The 13088-nt window shown below is 74.8% G+C and carries 16 protein-coding genes and 1 pseudogene; 7 read left to right on the top strand and 10 right to left on the bottom strand.

The genetic code is table 11. The features are described from left to right. Window positions 1–29: 29 nt before the first annotated feature. Window positions 30–281 (bottom strand): hypothetical protein, encoded by a 252-nt coding sequence (locus AB0E96_RS03975; protein WP_359818106.1) that lies wholly within the window; start codon window positions 279–281, stop codon window positions 30–32. Between the two features lie 287 nt (window positions 282–568). On the opposite strand from AB0E96_RS03975, the gene AB0E96_RS03970 reads away from it, so the two are divergent. After that, on the top strand, window positions 569–1369 hold the full coding sequence (locus tag AB0E96_RS03970; RefSeq protein WP_359818104.1) for an SDR family NAD(P)-dependent oxidoreductase: 801 nt from the start codon (window positions 569–571) through the stop codon (window positions 1367–1369). 282 nt (window positions 1370–1651) lie between these two features. Here AB0E96_RS03970 and AB0E96_RS03965 read toward each other — a convergent pair whose 3' ends face one another. Together AB0E96_RS03965 and AB0E96_RS03960 are read right to left on the bottom strand one after the other, a co-directional pair. Continuing rightward, entirely contained in the window at window positions 1652–2248 is a 597-nt protein-coding gene (locus tag AB0E96_RS03965) for a TetR family transcriptional regulator (protein ID WP_359818101.1), read from the bottom strand. Window positions 2249–2291: 43 nt separating this feature from the next. Further along, on the bottom strand, window positions 2292–2447 hold the full coding sequence (locus AB0E96_RS03960; protein WP_359818098.1) for a hypothetical protein: 156 nt from the start codon (window positions 2445–2447) through the stop codon (window positions 2292–2294). Window positions 2448–3293: 846 nt separating this feature from the next. On the opposite strand from AB0E96_RS03960, the gene AB0E96_RS03955 reads away from it, so the two are divergent. Further along, the gene (locus AB0E96_RS03955; RefSeq protein WP_359818095.1) at window positions 3294–3473 is read left to right on the top strand and encodes a hypothetical protein; all 180 of its coding nucleotides are present in this window, start codon (window positions 3294–3296) and stop codon (window positions 3471–3473) included. A 33-nt stretch (window positions 3474–3506) separates the two neighbouring features. Here the strand turns inward: AB0E96_RS03955 and AB0E96_RS03950 are convergent, their stop codons facing one another. The 6 genes and pseudogenes from AB0E96_RS03950 to AB0E96_RS03925 all read right to left on the bottom strand — a co-directional run bounded on the left by AB0E96_RS03950 (window position 3507) and on the right by AB0E96_RS03925 (window position 7908). Then, window positions 3507–4169, bottom strand: a complete 663-nt coding sequence (locus AB0E96_RS03950) for a GNAT family protein (RefSeq protein WP_359818092.1) — start codon at window positions 4167–4169, stop codon at window positions 3507–3509. 162 nt (window positions 4170–4331) lie between these two features. Beyond that, a complete protein-coding gene (locus AB0E96_RS03945; RefSeq protein WP_359818089.1) occupies window positions 4332–4832 on the bottom strand; it encodes a peptidylprolyl isomerase in 501 nt (166 codons plus the stop codon). Window positions 4833–4918: 86 nt separating this feature from the next. Beyond that, a complete protein-coding gene (locus AB0E96_RS03940; RefSeq protein ID WP_359818087.1) occupies window positions 4919–6028 on the bottom strand; it encodes a hypothetical protein in 1110 nt (369 codons plus the stop codon). 244 nt (window positions 6029–6272) lie between these two features. Then, window positions 6273–6506, bottom strand: a pseudogene (locus AB0E96_RS03935) (helix-turn-helix domain-containing protein); the annotation flags it as partial. Window positions 6507–6669: 163 nt separating this feature from the next. After that, window positions 6670–7167, bottom strand: a complete 498-nt coding sequence (locus AB0E96_RS03930; protein ID WP_359818085.1) for an SRPBCC family protein — start codon at window positions 7165–7167, stop codon at window positions 6670–6672. 81 nt (window positions 7168–7248) lie between these two features. Continuing rightward, the gene (locus AB0E96_RS03925) at window positions 7249–7908 is read right to left on the bottom strand and encodes a putative glycolipid-binding domain-containing protein (RefSeq protein ID WP_359818083.1); all 660 of its coding nucleotides are present in this window, start codon (window positions 7906–7908) and stop codon (window positions 7249–7251) included. A gap of 163 nt (window positions 7909–8071) precedes the next feature. Between AB0E96_RS03925 and AB0E96_RS03920 the strand changes: the two genes are divergently transcribed. Together AB0E96_RS03920 and AB0E96_RS03915 are read left to right on the top strand one after the other, a co-directional pair. Next, window positions 8072–9520 (top strand): ATP-grasp domain-containing protein, encoded by a 1449-nt coding sequence (locus AB0E96_RS03920; protein ID WP_359818081.1) that lies wholly within the window; start codon window positions 8072–8074, stop codon window positions 9518–9520. Window positions 9521–9528: 8 nt separating this feature from the next. After that, complete coding sequence (locus AB0E96_RS03915; protein WP_359818079.1) at window positions 9529–10074, top strand: GNAT family N-acetyltransferase; 546 nt, start codon at window positions 9529–9531, stop codon at window positions 10072–10074. 787 nt (window positions 10075–10861) lie between these two features. On the opposite strand, the gene AB0E96_RS03910 is transcribed toward AB0E96_RS03915, so the two are convergent. After that, window positions 10862–10993, bottom strand: coding sequence for a hypothetical protein (locus AB0E96_RS03910; protein WP_359818213.1), 132 nt, complete (start codon window positions 10991–10993; stop codon window positions 10862–10864). Here AB0E96_RS03910 and AB0E96_RS03905 point away from each other — a divergent pair. The 3 genes from AB0E96_RS03905 to AB0E96_RS03895 form a co-directional block, all read left to right on the top strand. Next, window positions 10932–11561, top strand: coding sequence for a sigma-70 family RNA polymerase sigma factor (locus tag AB0E96_RS03905; RefSeq protein WP_359818076.1), 630 nt, complete (start codon window positions 10932–10934; stop codon window positions 11559–11561). The two genes, AB0E96_RS03910 and AB0E96_RS03905, sit on opposite strands and share 62 nt — an antisense overlap. Further along, window positions 11561–12601, top strand: coding sequence for a hypothetical protein (locus tag AB0E96_RS03900; RefSeq protein ID WP_359818074.1), 1041 nt, complete (start codon window positions 11561–11563; stop codon window positions 12599–12601). The genes AB0E96_RS03905 and AB0E96_RS03900 overlap by 1 nt, the downstream gene beginning before the upstream one ends. A gap of 403 nt (window positions 12602–13004) precedes the next feature. Continuing rightward, window positions 13005–13088 (top strand): beta-ketoacyl synthase N-terminal-like domain-containing protein (locus AB0E96_RS03895; protein ID WP_359818206.1); only part of this gene is annotated, 84 nt, incomplete at its 3' end.

Raw genomic sequence — 13088 nt, 5'->3', positions numbered from 1 at the left:
GGCTCCGCACGCGCCGCAGGGCTCACCGTTCACCGCTCACCGCCCGCCGGCCCGTTCCCCGCGCGGTTCCCCGCACCGTTCCCCGTCTGCCGGGCGCAGCGGGCCGGGGTCCGGGCCCGAGTCCGGGTCCGGCCCTGGGCCTGGGTCCGGGCCTGGGCCTGGGTCTGAGCCCGGGTCAGGTCGGCGCGGGCGCGCAGCAGCAGGCTCCGGGCGAGGGCGTCGGCGACTTTCAGTACCGCGGGGGCGGTGCCGAGCAGGAGCAGGGTCACGGGATCCATCATGGCGGCGTACCTTCCGGTGCATCCCGCCCTCGGCGGCTCCCGGTCCGGGGCGCCTGGGCGGCTGACCGGAAGTGGCGTGCGGGGGCGGGGGCGTTTACCGCGCGGACCATGATCTTTTCACCGCCGCCGTCGGCCGGGCGCGGCGGGCGGCGGGCGGCGGGCGGCCGACCGGGGAACTCTTCGGCGTCCGGGGGTGGTTCGGCCGTCGGGCCTCGATGTCTACAGCTGTATACTTCCGGGGTCGGCGGGCACTTCGCGAGCACGCCCACGAGAGGGGAGAACACCGGATGGACCTCGAACTGACCGGAAAACGCGCACTCGTCACGGGTTCGAGCGCGGGGCTCGGCCGAGCCATGGCGAAACTGCTGGCGGCGGAGGGGGCCGCGGTCGTCGTCCACGGCCGCGACGGGGAACGCGCCGAAGGCGTCGCACGGGAGATCCGCGAGGCGGGCGGAACGGCGCACGCGGTGGTCGGCGACCTCTCCGACGACGGCGGCGCCGAACACGTCGCACGCGCCGCCACGGCGCACGGGCCCGTCGACATCCTCGTCAACAACGCCGGCTTCTACCGGCACCTGTCCTGGGCCGAGGCCACCCCCGACGAGTGGCGCGACACCTACAACGTCAACGTCGTCTCGGGCGTGCGGATGATCCGGCACCTGGTCCCCGCCATGCGCGAACGCGGCTGGGGACGCGTCGTCACCATCGGCGGCGGACTCGCCTCCCAGCCCACCGGCGCCCTCCCCCAGTACAACGCCACCCTCGCCGCCCGGCACAACCTCGCCGTCTCGCTCGCCCGCGAACTCAAGGGCACCGGCGTCACCTCCAACGTCGTCTCCCCCGGGGCGATCCTCGTCGACGCCACCCGGGAACTCATCACCGGCATCGGACCCGGCCACGGCTGGGGCGACACCTGGGAGGAGATCCGGCCCAACGCCGTACGGGCCATCGCCCCCAACGACCAGGAGCGCTTCGGCGAACCCGAGGAGATCGCCGCCGCCGTCGCCTACCTGTGCGGCCCCCGCGCCCAGTACGTCAGCGGCGCCACCATCCGTGTCGACGGCGGGCTCGTCCGCTCCGCGTTCTGAGGCTCCGCGCCCGGTGGCCGGCGACGAGTTCAGCACCCAGTGGAGACCCGCAGGAGAGAGCCAGCCCACCGCCCTACGGTCCTCCCCCGCCCATGTCGCCGGCGGGCCCGCGAGCGGGCGCGTGGAAGGGGCGTCTGTGGGCCTTGGAGGATCAGGGCGCGGCATCGGGGTGCGCGCATCGCGAGGCGGGGACGGGACACCTCCCGGCCGAAGGCTCGGGGGCGTCGCGCACCCGGTGGAGACCCGCAGGAGACGCCCTGAGCGCCCGTGGCCCGGCGGGAGTCACCCGAGGTCGGCGCCGTCCGTGCCGGTGACGAGCGGGTCGAGCATGTCGGCGAGGAGGGCGGCCAGGCGCTCGTCGTCGGCGCTCGCGAGTGCGGTGGTGGCGACGACGCTGCGCAGCAGCCAGGTGCCGGCGACCAGGGCGAGGGCGAGTTGGGCGCGCAGTTCGGCGTCCGGGCCGTCGAGCAGTGCGGTCAGGCGGGCGCCGACGTGGGTCTCCACGCCCTGGCGCAGGACGGTGGCCGCCTCCGGGTCGGGGGCCGAGCGCAGCAGCAGGAGGAAGGGGTCGAGTCGCTCGGCTCCGGCGGCGGTGCGTTCGGCGAGGCTGCGGGCCAGGGTGCGGGCCAGGGCGGCGGGTTCGTCGCCGACGACGGTGGGCGGGGCGAAGGCGCGGTCGACGGCCTGGGTGAACAGGCCCTCCTTGGAACCGAAGTAGCGGTTGATCATCATCGCCGTGACGCCCGCCCGCTCGGCGATCTGCCGCACCCCGGCCGCGGCGTAACCGTGCTCGGTGAACTCCACGACGGCGGCGGCGAGGATCGCCTCGCGGGTCGCGGCGCCGTCGCGCTTGCGGGTGGGGGGTGCGGTGCTGCTCATGCCAGGAGCATACGGGGCCGGTCGCGGTGCGCCCGGCGGGCCGTCAGGCGTCCGGGGCCGGGGCGCGGCGGTCGCCGCCGGCCTCCGGGGCGTCGACGGGGCCGCGGCCGGAGAAGCGGAAGGTGAGGACGAGTTCGCCGGCGGACGTGGTGGCCGGGCGGCCGACCGGAAGTGGTGTGCGGGGGCCGGGGGCGTCCACCGCGCGAACCGTGCTCCTTTCGCCGTCGGCCGGGCCCGGCGGGGTTGTTGCGAGTAGGAAGTCGGCCGGGCCGACTTCCCACTCCTCCCCTGCTGCCTTCCGTGCGGCCCTGTGCGGCAGGGCACGGCAGGCGGCGGTCCCCGGCGGCCGGGGGCGGTGGCGAGCAGAGCCTCGCCGGGGTGCTGCGCGAGGTCGGTCGGCATCGTCGGGCAGGGCGGCGACCTTCGGCCCGGGGCAGGGCGCGCAGCCGCGGGTGGGCGCGGGCCGCCTCGACGGGTTCCCGCAGCGCGGCGGTGCGCTCGTTCGCGGCGTGCTCGCGCGGTTGGCGCCGGCGCACGGGGATGGCGTCGCCGCGTTCGTGGGCTTCGGCCGGTTCCCAGGTGCGCGGGAAGGGGTGGCGGGCGAGGAGTCCGGCGACGCGGGCGCCGGGCTGCCGGGTGTCCATGGCGCGGGCCGCCTCGGCGAGGTCGTCGGTGCTGCCGGTGGCCGTGTGGATGCCGTCGGCCCAGCAGCTGACGGTGAAGCCTCGCCCCCCGGCGCCGTGCGGACCTGCGCCGGCCGGTCCCCCGGCCGCCTGTGCCTGCGGGGCTTCGGGGCTTCGGGGCTTCGGGGCGGTGGGCCGCGTACGGGCGCGGGGCGTCGTCCGGCTGGGCGCCGGGGGTGCGTTCGGACATGCGGTCGAGCCTGGCAGGTCGGCCGGGTTGGCTCATCTCCCTTTGTTGACGGTCGAGTTGTGCGCCGCCGGTGATTCGCCCTAGCGTGCCGTCGACTCCGCGCGCGCCGGCGGCCCTGGCCGGGCCGGGCCGCCCGGACGGGTCACTGGGAGCAGGGGAAGGTGTCAGCCGGGTGTCGAACGTCGGATGGGCCGCGACGGCCGTTGCCGTCATGGAGGAGAAGGCGGGCCTGCTCAGGCGCGCCCTTGCCCAGGTGTCCGTGGTGAGCCGCGAGGTCACGAGGCTGTTGAAGGACGCGGACGAAGTCCGTCGGGCGTACCGGCGCCTGGTCGGTGACAAGCCGTCGCGGTGACGCGGTGACGCGGTGACGCGCGGGGCGGCCGGGTCAGGCCCCGGTGGTGGCCGGCGGCAGGCCGAACAGCGGCAGGCAGGGTGTCAGCCCGTCGACGGTGACGGGCGCGGTGCGGTGGTCCTGCCAGCGGTGCCGGGTCAGGCGCAGGCGGCGTTCGGTGACGGGGCGGCCGCGCACGGCGTGGCGGGTGGTGCCGTCGGGTTCGTAGCCGTGCTTGCGGGAGACGGCGTAGGAGGACGGGTTGTCCTCGAACGCGCCCGATCTGGCCTCGGCGGCGTCCAGGCCAGCGAAGGCGAGGTGCAGGACGGCGGCGCGCATCTCGGTGCCGATGCCCTGGTTCTGGTGGGCGGTGCCGAGCCAGGAGCCGGTGGTGACCTGCCGCAGGACGGCGAAGTGGCGGGCGGCGAGGGTCTGCAGGCCGACGACGCGGCCCTCGTGGAGGACGGCGAGGTTCAGGGCCCAGTCGTCGGGGGTCCAGGTGCCCAGGCGCAGCCAGTGGTGCTGGACGACGGAGCGGGCACGGTCGGCGGGCGGCAGGTCGGTCCACGGCACGATGAACGGCATGCGGTCCGGTTCGTGGACGCCTCGGGCGGCGAGGTCGGCCAGGGCGGCGAGGTCGCCGTCGGCGGGCAGGCGCAGTTCGAGGCGGGGTGTGCGCAGGCGCAGGCCCAGCAGCGGCCAGTGGTCGGTCAGCATACGTCATTGTCGGTGGTGGTGGCGGCTCCGGTCATCCGGTTTCCGCGCCGGGGACCGCGCCCGCCCATCGGCCCGCCCGCCTGGCGTCACGCGCGTGGGAAGTCGGCCGGTCCGACTTCCCACGCCGCGCGCCCTGCCGCAGCGTGACGCGCCGCGCCCGTCCTACTCGACGACCTCGGCCTTCGTGATGACCACGTCGTCCTTGGGGACGTCCTGGTGGCCGGACTTGGAGCCGGTGGGTACGGCCTTGATGGCGTCGACGACGTCCCGGCCCTCGACGACCTCGCCGAAGACGGCGTAGCCCCAGCCCTGGGCGTTCTTGCCGCTGTGGTTGAGGAAGGCGTTGTCGGCGACGTTGATGAAGAACTGGGCGGTGGCCGAGTGCGGGTCGCCGGTGCGGGCCATCGCCACCGAGTACTTGGTGTTCTTCAGGCCGTTGTCGGCCTCGTTCTGAATGGAGGCGCGGGTCTTCTTCTGCTTCATGCCGGGCTCCAGTCCGCCGCCCTGGACCATGAAGTTGTCGATGACCCGGTGGAAGACCGTCCCGTCGTAGAAGCCGTCGCGGACGTACTGGAGGAAGTTCTCCACCGTCGCCGGGGCCTTGTCCGCGTCGAGGCGCAGGACGATGTCGCCGTGGTTGGTGCTCAGCTTGACCTTCGACATGATGACCTCACTGTCTGCATGGTGATGACTACGGAATGCTCATGGGGCATTGTGACAGGAGGGGTTGCCGGGCACGGTCGAGGCGCTCAGTTGGCGAGGCTGAAGTCGCCGCCGACGGGGGCGGCGAGCTTGTCGATGCCGGTGAGCGCGGTGAGGGTGGGCACCGGGGTGCTGCTGTCGGTGGTGGTGCCGTCACCGAGCTGGCCGGAGCCGTTGCTGCCCCAGGAGTGCACGGTGCTGGTGCCGGACAGGGCCACGGTGTGTTCGCGGCCGGCGGCCACCAGGCGCACGCCGGTCAGGCCGGGGACGGTGACGGGCAGGACGCGGAAGACGGTGGTGCCGTCGCCGAGCTGGCCGGCGGTGTTCTGCCCCCAGGCCTTGAGGCGGTGGTCGCCGTCGACCACGGCCATGCTGTGGTTGCAGCCGGCCGCGATCTGGGTGACACCGCCGGTCCAGGTCGCCTGGGTGGTGACCGGGGTGTAGCGGTTGATGGTGGTGTTGTCGCCGAGCTGGCCGGTGGCGTTGTAGCCCCAGGCCTTCACGGCGGCGCCGGCGCCCGGCGCGCCGACCAGGACGAGGTTGTGGCCGGCGCCGGCGGCGATCCGGCTCACGCCGCTCAGGCCGATGACCGGCGCGGGGATGCCGCGGCTGGTCGAAGTGCCGTCGCCCAGCTGGCCGTTGCCGTTGTAGCCCCAGGCCCACACGGTGCCGTCCTCGCGCAGCGCCAGGCTGTGGTGCAGGCCGGCGGCGACGGCGACGACCCCGGCCAGGCCCTCGACCCGCGCCGGGACGGCGCTGTCGGCGGCGGTGCCGTTGCCGAGCTGGCCGTGGTCGTTGCGGCCCCAGGCCCACACGGTGCCGTCGGCGAGCAGGGCGAGGCTGTGCGCGCCGCCGGCGGCGACGTCGGTGGCGGCGGCGGTGAGGCCGGTGACCTGCCCGGGCGCGTTGTGGCTGAACACCGTGCCGTCGCCCAGCTGACCGGAGCCGTTGACGCCCCAGGACCGCACCGTACGGTCGGTCAGCAGGGCCAGTCCGTGGCCGGTGGCGGCGCCGAACCCGCCGGCGGCGATCTTCACCACCTCGGCGCTGGTGAGCCCGAGCACGGCGGTGGCCGTGGTGCGGAGGTCGGCCCAGGTGCCGTCCCCGAGCTGGCCGGAGCGGTTGTTGCCCCAGGACTTCAGGCGCTTCTCTGCCATGCGACGATGCCTCTTTACTGATACGACAATAAGTCAAATCGTCGATACGTCAGGCGGGTTGACGATTCCACGATCATGGACCGACGCTACCCACGCACCCGCCACGGCACGGGGAACGGCAACGTCGGCCACTCGATCGGGTGATGACGGCCCCGGCGGCGCCCGGGCGGGCCCCGTACGAGTCCTGCGGGCTCACCGGGCGGGCCCACCGCCCGGGTTGCCTGCCCGGGATCCCTGCCCGGGTTCACCGCGCGGCGCGGAAGGCCCGGCGGTAGGCGCCGGGGGTGGTGCCAGTGCGGGCACGGAAGCGGCGGCGCAGGTTGACGGCGGAGACCAGGCCCACCCGCACGGCGATCGCCTCGACGGGCAGGTCGGTGTCCTCCAGCAGGGTGCGGGCGGCCGCCAGCCGGCGGGACAGCAGCCAGGCGCCCGGGCTGGTGCCGAGCCGCTCGGCGAAGCGCCGGGCCAGGGTGCGCGGCACGTACCGTCGACGGCCGGCGGCTGCACGCTGTTCGTGTTCTACCCGCGGGGATAGGGCCGTGGTGGCGCACACCCCGCGGCTCGGAGTGCCGGACGCCCCGGGGCGCGGGATGCGCGGGCGCGGGATTCGCGAGCGCGGGATTCGCGGGGCGCCGGGGGCCCTACCCCGCGCCGAAGTGGCGCTTGGTGTCGGCGATGAGCGTCCGCAGGAACCCCGTGCCGGGCAGGTCGGTCAGCGCGGCGGGGCGGCGCAGCAGCGGGCTCGGCTCGTAGGCGAAGGTCCAGGTGAAGCGGGTGCCGCCGGCGGGGTGGGGTTCGACGAGGTAGTCCTCGCCGAAGCGCCGGTACAGCGGCAGGCTGGCCCGGGTGACGCAGAAGGCGTGGCGCCGGCCCTCCTCCCGCTCCTCCCAGTGCACGAACTCCTCGCGCAGCCGCAGGATCCGCAGTGCCGTGACCTCCCGGGTGGTGCCGACGCCGTGCGGGGCGGGCGAGGTGTAGCGGCCGCCGGCCAGGCCTCGGCACCAGGACAGCGGGGTGGGCCCGGCCAGGCCCTCCCACACGCTCGCGGGCGCGACGGGCAGGTCCATCGTGAAGCGGTGGCGGTGCGGGGCGGTGTCGAAGAAGGACGCGTCGAAGCGCTCCAGCGCGAACCAGGGCATCGGGGGCCTCCTCGTGCGGGGGGGTGCGGGGGTGCGGTGCGGGTGCGGGAAACGGCCCCCGAGCGTAGCGGGCGCGGGCCGTCAGGCCGGGTGGTGGGGGGTCAGGCGGTGGGCCAGGCCCGGGTAGTCGGCGACCAGGCCGTCCGCGTCCAGCCGCAGGTCCGCCCGGTAGTCGCCGGCGGCGTAGCGGACGGTGGCGCCGCCGTCCTCGTGGCGGTGCAGGTGGGTGTAGGTCTGGCTGGAGGGCACGACGACCAGATCGGGCACGCGGATCCAGGCCATCAGGAAGTGGTGCTCGCCCGGGCCGCGGTGCAGGGCGTGGCGCAGGACGGGCGGGGTGTTGGTGAGCGGGGACAGGCCGAGGTCGCAGTCGAGGGCGCCGTCGAGGTCGGGGCGCGGGGTGCCGTCGACGCTCCAGCGGCCGGTGGCCTCGTCGCGGCGCAGGTCGAGGGTGCGGGTTGTGTCGGGGGTGTGGGCGGTGACGTGCATGCGGCGGGTGGTGAAGCCGTCGCCGGTGTCGAGCCGGTAGTCGAGCCAGTACGGGGCGGGTTCGGCGGCGGCCACGCGGCCGCGGGCGGTGAGGGCGGTGGGGCCGAGGTCGATCCAGGAGGTCTCCAGGCCGGCCGTCTCGGTGACCCGCCAGGTGGGGACGACGGTGCGGGCGGCGTCGGCGTCGGCGGCGGTGCGCGCGGCGTCGGCGGTCCGGTCGGTCCGGTCGGTCCGGTCGGTGCGGTTGTTCATTCGTGCACGGTACGCCCGAGGTCCGACAACGGCCCCGACGGGCCGTCAACGCGGGGCGTTCCTTCGTACGGGTGAGGGCGGGGGCGGGGCGTGCCACGTGGTGGGGCGCGGAGAGGGTCGGAGCAGGCGCGCGGCGCGTCCCGGGCTCTCCATAATCGCGTGGGTGATCACATCCTGTGACGAAGCGGTGGCCCGGTTGCGGGCCGTACCCGGGCTGTCGTTCTGCGCCCGCCCCCTGTTCCTGCTGCCCCTGCTGCGCACCGGCTGTCTGTCCGCGGTGCTGAGCGTGGAGGGCGCGGACGCGGGCTGGGCGGGCGAGTTCGGGGCCGGCTTCCACGCGCTGGAGCCGGTGAGCGGGGTGCGCGACCACACCTCGCTGGGCGACGGCGTGCACGAGGTGCTGCGCCGGATCGCCGCCGCCGAAGCCGCCGGGGCCGCCGACGGCGCGGCGGGCGGCTGGCGGGGCCGGGAGCTGGCGCTGCTGCCCTACACGGCGATGAAACCCGAGTGGCGCACCGCACTCGCCGCGCTCGGCGCCCGCCTGGAGGAGCCGCCGACCCGCCTGGCCCTGCCGGTGCTGGGCGACAAGCGGGCCCAGCGCGCGTGGCTGCGGTCGGTGGGCGCCGCGACCCCGCCCGACGCGGTGGTCCCGGCGCTGGACCACCGGGAGCTGCGCCGGCGCTTCGGCGACCGCTACGTGGTGCAGGAGCCGCGCGGCTCCAGCGGCCGGGGCACCCACCTGGTCACCGAGGAGGGCGACCTGCGGGAGATCCGCCGGGCGGGCCGCGGGCCCTGGCTGGTGAGCGGCTACGTCGAGGGCGCGGCCCTGAACCTGCACGTCCTGGTGTCGGCGGACAGCGCCGTACGGGTGCTGCGCCCGTCCGTCCAGCTGACCCGCGTCGAGGGCATCGGCGCGCCCTTCGGCACCTACTCCGGCTGCGACTTCGCGGCCCCGGCCCTGCTGGCGCCGCTCGCCCTGGCCCGGGCCGGGTCCGCGGCGCGGCGCATCGGCGAGGCGCTGGCGGCGCTGGGCTACCGGGGCCTGTTCGGCGCCGACTTCGTCCTGGACGGCGAGCACCCGCTGCTGCTGGAGCTCAACTGCCGCATGCAGGGCTCGACCTGGCTGCTGGGCGAACTCGAACTGGCCGAGCACGCGCTGCCGTCCGCGCTGCGCCACGTCCTGGAGCTGTACGGCCACGCCACCGGCGGCGAGGCGCGCACCGACCCGGCCGGGGCCGTGCAGCTGGTGGTGCGGCACACCGGCGGCCCGGTGCGGGTGACGGCCGCGCCCGGCGGCGGGCTGCACCGGCTCAAGGACGGGCTGCTGCGGTACTGCGGCGCCGGGTTCGGCCTGCTGGAATGCGGCCCGGACGACTGCGTGCTCCTGCAACTCCCCTCCCCCGGAACGGTGTTGCTCCCCGGCGTGCCGCTGGCCCGGATCGTCGCCCGGCACTGCCTGACCACCCCGGACGGCACCGCGCTCACCGCCTCCGGGCGCCGGCTGGTGGACGCCCTGCGCGCGGGCTTCACCCTCGAACCCCTCGACCCCCTCGAAGAACCCCTCGAAGAACCCGCCGACGGCCCCCTCGCCCCCCACGGCGCGCCGTGCTGAGCCCGCCCGTGACGCTGTACGTCCGCCCCGCGGTGCCCGCCGACCTGCCCCGGCTGGCCGCCCTGCGCGCGGAGGCCGCCGCCTGGATCGCCCTGGAGCACGGCTCCGCCCAGTGGTCGTCCCCGTACGACTCCGAGCGCGGCCTGGCACTGATCGCCCGCGGCGCGACCGCCGTCGCCGCGCTGGCGCCCAGCGGCGAGGCCGTCGCCACCGTGACCCTGCGCCCCGCCGGCAGCCCCCGCCTGTGGACCGAGGAGGAACTCGCCCGGCCCGCCCGCTACTTGAGCTCCTTCACGGTGGACCGCCGGTACGCCGGGCACGGCATCGGCGCCCGCCTGGGCGACTGGGCCGCCTGGCGGGCCGCCCGCTCGGGCGCCGCCCTGCTGCGGGTGAACGTGTGGAGCGACAACACCGCCCTGCACGCCTACTACCGCGCGCAGGGCTGGCGTTGGGTGCGCACGGTGCCCGGCAGCCGCAGCGGCGCCCTGTTCGAACGCGCCGCACGGGCGGCGGCGCCACCCCACGTCCACGAGGCGGGCCGCCTGCGCGCGTAGTACGAGGCGACGGCGCGCGCCGTGCCGCGGCGGGCTCCCGGGACGGGGCCCGCCACGACGGGCCAAACCCGGCCGGGCCCGACGGCGGAGCCCGGGTCCCGGACCTCAGGCCCGGCGGCCTGCCGGTGGACGGCCATCGCACCCCCGACGCCGCCACGCTCCCCACCAGATCCGGCGAACCGCCGTACGGCGTCGCCCGGGACCCCGGCCGCCGCACAGGCGCGCGGTCGTCCGCAGCGGTCCGCTCCGGCCGCGCGGAAGGTGCTGTCCCTCAGCTGACCCAGACGCCGTCCGGCGACAGCCGGCGGGCGAGCCGCCGGCCCTTGGGGCTGACCGGTGTCGACCACGACACGTCCTCGACACCGGCGTTCTTCGCCGGGCCGGCGGTCGGCCGGCACCGGAGGTCGTCGGGAAGGGACGCCCATCATGCCGCTTCCGCAAGGCAGTTGTGGCGCCCCTTGACAAGCGGGACCGGCGGCCACCCGACCGTGACGGGCGGCTCGGCCGGACTTCGCCCGGCGGCTCGGGCCGGGATGCCGACACCTCCCGGGACCGGCTCCGACGGCTCGCTCCGGCCGAGGTGGCGGAGCGGCCGGCCGGCTTCCTCTTGTGCCGTGTGTAACAGGATCCTTGGGCCGGTTAACGCTGCGGCTCCCTGATGACTCCTGATGGTGGAAGTGTCGAACGGTATCGAGGAGTACATGTGGACCCCGTCACAGGTTCGGTCGCAACGGCGTTGCTGGGACTGCTGGGGGCCCTGGCCACCCTCCTGGGACAGGTGCGGCGGTCACGGCAGCGGGATCTGCCTCCCCCGCCCCCGCCACCCGCGGTCGTGGTCGTCCTGGCGTTCCGCCGCGATGCCGACGGGATCGGCTCGGTACGAGCGGTGCAGCAGGATGAACGGGGTCTCGGCGCACATGAGTGAGATCGGTCCGGACGGGGAGGCTGCCTCGGCGGCCTCCCTCGGGCACCTTTCGGCTTCCGGGAGCGGGAGTGAGACGAGTTCCCGGAACGGGGAATTCGACTATTTCTACCGGACGTTCATGATCAGGCTGGTCGCGTTCCTGATGTGGCAGGGCGCACCGGCCGCTCTGGCTTCGGACTTGGCCCAGGACACGATGCTCAAGGCATACGAACGGTGGGACCGAATCCAGTCGCCGGAGGCGTGGAGCAGAAGAGTGGCCTCGCGCGAGCTGGTGCGGGCCTTCAGTCAGGTCGAGGAGAGCATCGGCGAACTCGCTCTCGAGCCGACGTCCTTGCTGCCGGCGCCGGATGAAGCCGCTGAATGGGAGGACACGCAGGAGATCCTTCACCTGCTGCGCGACCTCCCGGCCCGCCAGCGGCAGGTTCTCGCCTGGACGCTGGACGGCTACAAGCCGGCGGAGATCGCGGCCGAACTGGGGCTGAAGGCCGCAGCGGTCCGGGCCAGTTTATTCAAAGCACGACTGGCCGTTTCCAGCAAGATGAGGGATCGAGAGGGGGACTGATGGACGATCGTTTTGTTCCGGGAGCGCGTACCCGGAAATTCTCGGGCCGGCTGACAGACATGCAGGCGCAGTTCCTGGAAGGGCTTGGTGGTCACCTGGACGTGGAGGCCGGCCTGCGCGAGGTGATGCTGTCCGCCAACCACCGGGACCTGGTCGAGGGTCTGAACGAGGTGTTGGACATCGAGGCCGGACTGGCGTCCATCACGTCCCGGAACAGCGCCAGGACGGAGTTCGAGGAGACGGCCGCGCCCCTCTACGACGTCGGCCGGCTGCACCAGCGCTTCGAGCTGCTCGGCCCTGAGCGCCGGCTCGAACTGCGCGAGCATCCCCTGGTCACAGCGGCCATCCTGGCCGATCTCCTGATCCGGACGGTCACGCTGGCCCAGGATCTCACCGACGGCCTCGGCTTCGGCCGCTATCACGGCATGCCCCTGAAAAGGGCTGCTTTCGCGGCGCAGGGAATCGCGGAAGGAATCGCCCAGGGGCTGGACGGGCGGGCCGCTCTGGCCTGGGGACTACGGGACATGGCTCACGAGATCGTGGCTCTGCTCGAACCCCACTATCCGGCGATCGACCAGGCGAGCAGGGTCGGAAGGGTTCTCGTCCGGGAAATGGTCTCGACGATCGACCAGCGCGTGCGGAGCGCGGATCATCCGGCGATCGCGGAGTTCCTCCGGGCCTGCCAGGTGTTCACGTACGCGGTACGCGGTGGCGATCTCATCCGCGCCGTCCAGGAAGTGGAGTACCTCGCCCGGGCGCTGGCCTCCCGGGTCGGAGAACTTTTCGGGCTCGGCGAACCCGAGGCTCTCGACCTGGAATTCCTCTCCGAGATCCTGGACGACTTCACCACCGCGGACCTGAGCACCGCCGACCTCACGCACGTCGACCTCGCGGGAGTGCGCTGGTCCGAGTTGCGCACGCGGTGGCCGACCGAAGTCAGCATCGACCGGCTCCGGGAGGACTCGCGAGAAACGCTGCCCGGCTCCGGGGTCTACATCATCCGACCGGGAACCGGAACGCGGGACGTGACCAGGGTCTGACCTCCCGCCACCGCTGTGCCCGCCGACCTGCCCCGGCCGGCCGCCCTGCGCGCAGAGGCCACCGCGCGGGCCACGGCCGGTCCGTGGCCACGGCGTCGGCCCCGGCGTCGACCCCGGCTTCGGCCCCAACTTCGGCCCCGGCGTCGGTCCCGGCCCCTCCGGTGCGTCGCCCGGGCTTCCCGGCGCGGTGGGGCCGTCGCCTAGAGTGGGGGCTTCTTGCGGACGGGACCGGGTGACGGCACGAGCGGGGAGGGGGACCGAGTGGAGCGACGCGTGCGTCGGGCCGCGGCGGCCGCGCTGTCCTGCGCGTTCCTCGCGGTCTGGGCCGTCTGCCAGGTCCTCCTCGGCACGGTGACGGGCACGGCGCCAGGCACAGCGCCGGGCGCCGCCCCGGCCCGAGGGCATCGAGGGCTACCTGGGCACCGGGACGGCCGGCAGCGTCGTCTCGGGCCGGGTGTCGTACACGCTGGGTCTCGAGGGCCCTGCG

The organism is Kitasatospora sp. NPDC036755 (assembly GCF_040636595.1).
Taxonomy (GTDB): domain Bacteria; phylum Actinomycetota; class Actinomycetes; order Streptomycetales; family Streptomycetaceae; genus Kitasatospora.
Note: the sequence above shows the minus strand (reverse complement) of the source record. Positions and strands in the feature narration are given on the sequence as shown.

Coding starts and splice junctions, on each gene's coding strand:
- AB0E96_RS03975 (WP_359818106.1), bottom strand. CDS start 281: ATGATGGATCCCGTGACCCTGCTCCTGCTCGGCACCGCCCCCGCGGTA.
- AB0E96_RS03970 (WP_359818104.1), top strand. CDS start 569: ATGGACCTCGAACTGACCGGAAAACGCGCACTCGTCACGGGTTCGAGC.
- AB0E96_RS03965 (WP_359818101.1), bottom strand. CDS start 2,248: ATGAGCAGCACCGCACCCCCCACCCGCAAGCGCGACGGCGCCGCGACC.
- AB0E96_RS03950 (WP_359818092.1), bottom strand. CDS start 4,169: ATGCTGACCGACCACTGGCCGCTGCTGGGCCTGCGCCTGCGCACACCC.
- AB0E96_RS03945 (WP_359818089.1), bottom strand. CDS start 4,832: ATGTCGAAGGTCAAGCTGAGCACCAACCACGGCGACATCGTCCTGCGC.
- AB0E96_RS03940 (WP_359818087.1), bottom strand. CDS start 6,028: ATGGCAGAGAAGCGCCTGAAGTCCTGGGGCAACAACCGCTCCGGCCAG.
- AB0E96_RS03930 (WP_359818085.1), bottom strand. CDS start 7,167: ATGCCCTGGTTCGCGCTGGAGCGCTTCGACGCGTCCTTCTTCGACACC.
- AB0E96_RS03925 (WP_359818083.1), bottom strand. CDS start 7,908: ATGAACAACCGCACCGACCGGACCGACCGGACCGACCGGACCGCCGAC.
- AB0E96_RS03905 (WP_359818076.1), top strand. CDS start 10,932: ATGCCGACGGGATCGGCTCGGTACGAGCGGTGCAGCAGGATGAACGGG.
- AB0E96_RS03910 (WP_359818213.1), bottom strand. CDS start 10,993: ATGTGCGCCGAGACCCCGTTCATCCTGCTGCACCGCTCGTACCGAGCC.
- AB0E96_RS03900 (WP_359818074.1), top strand. CDS start 11,561: ATGGACGATCGTTTTGTTCCGGGAGCGCGTACCCGGAAATTCTCGGGC.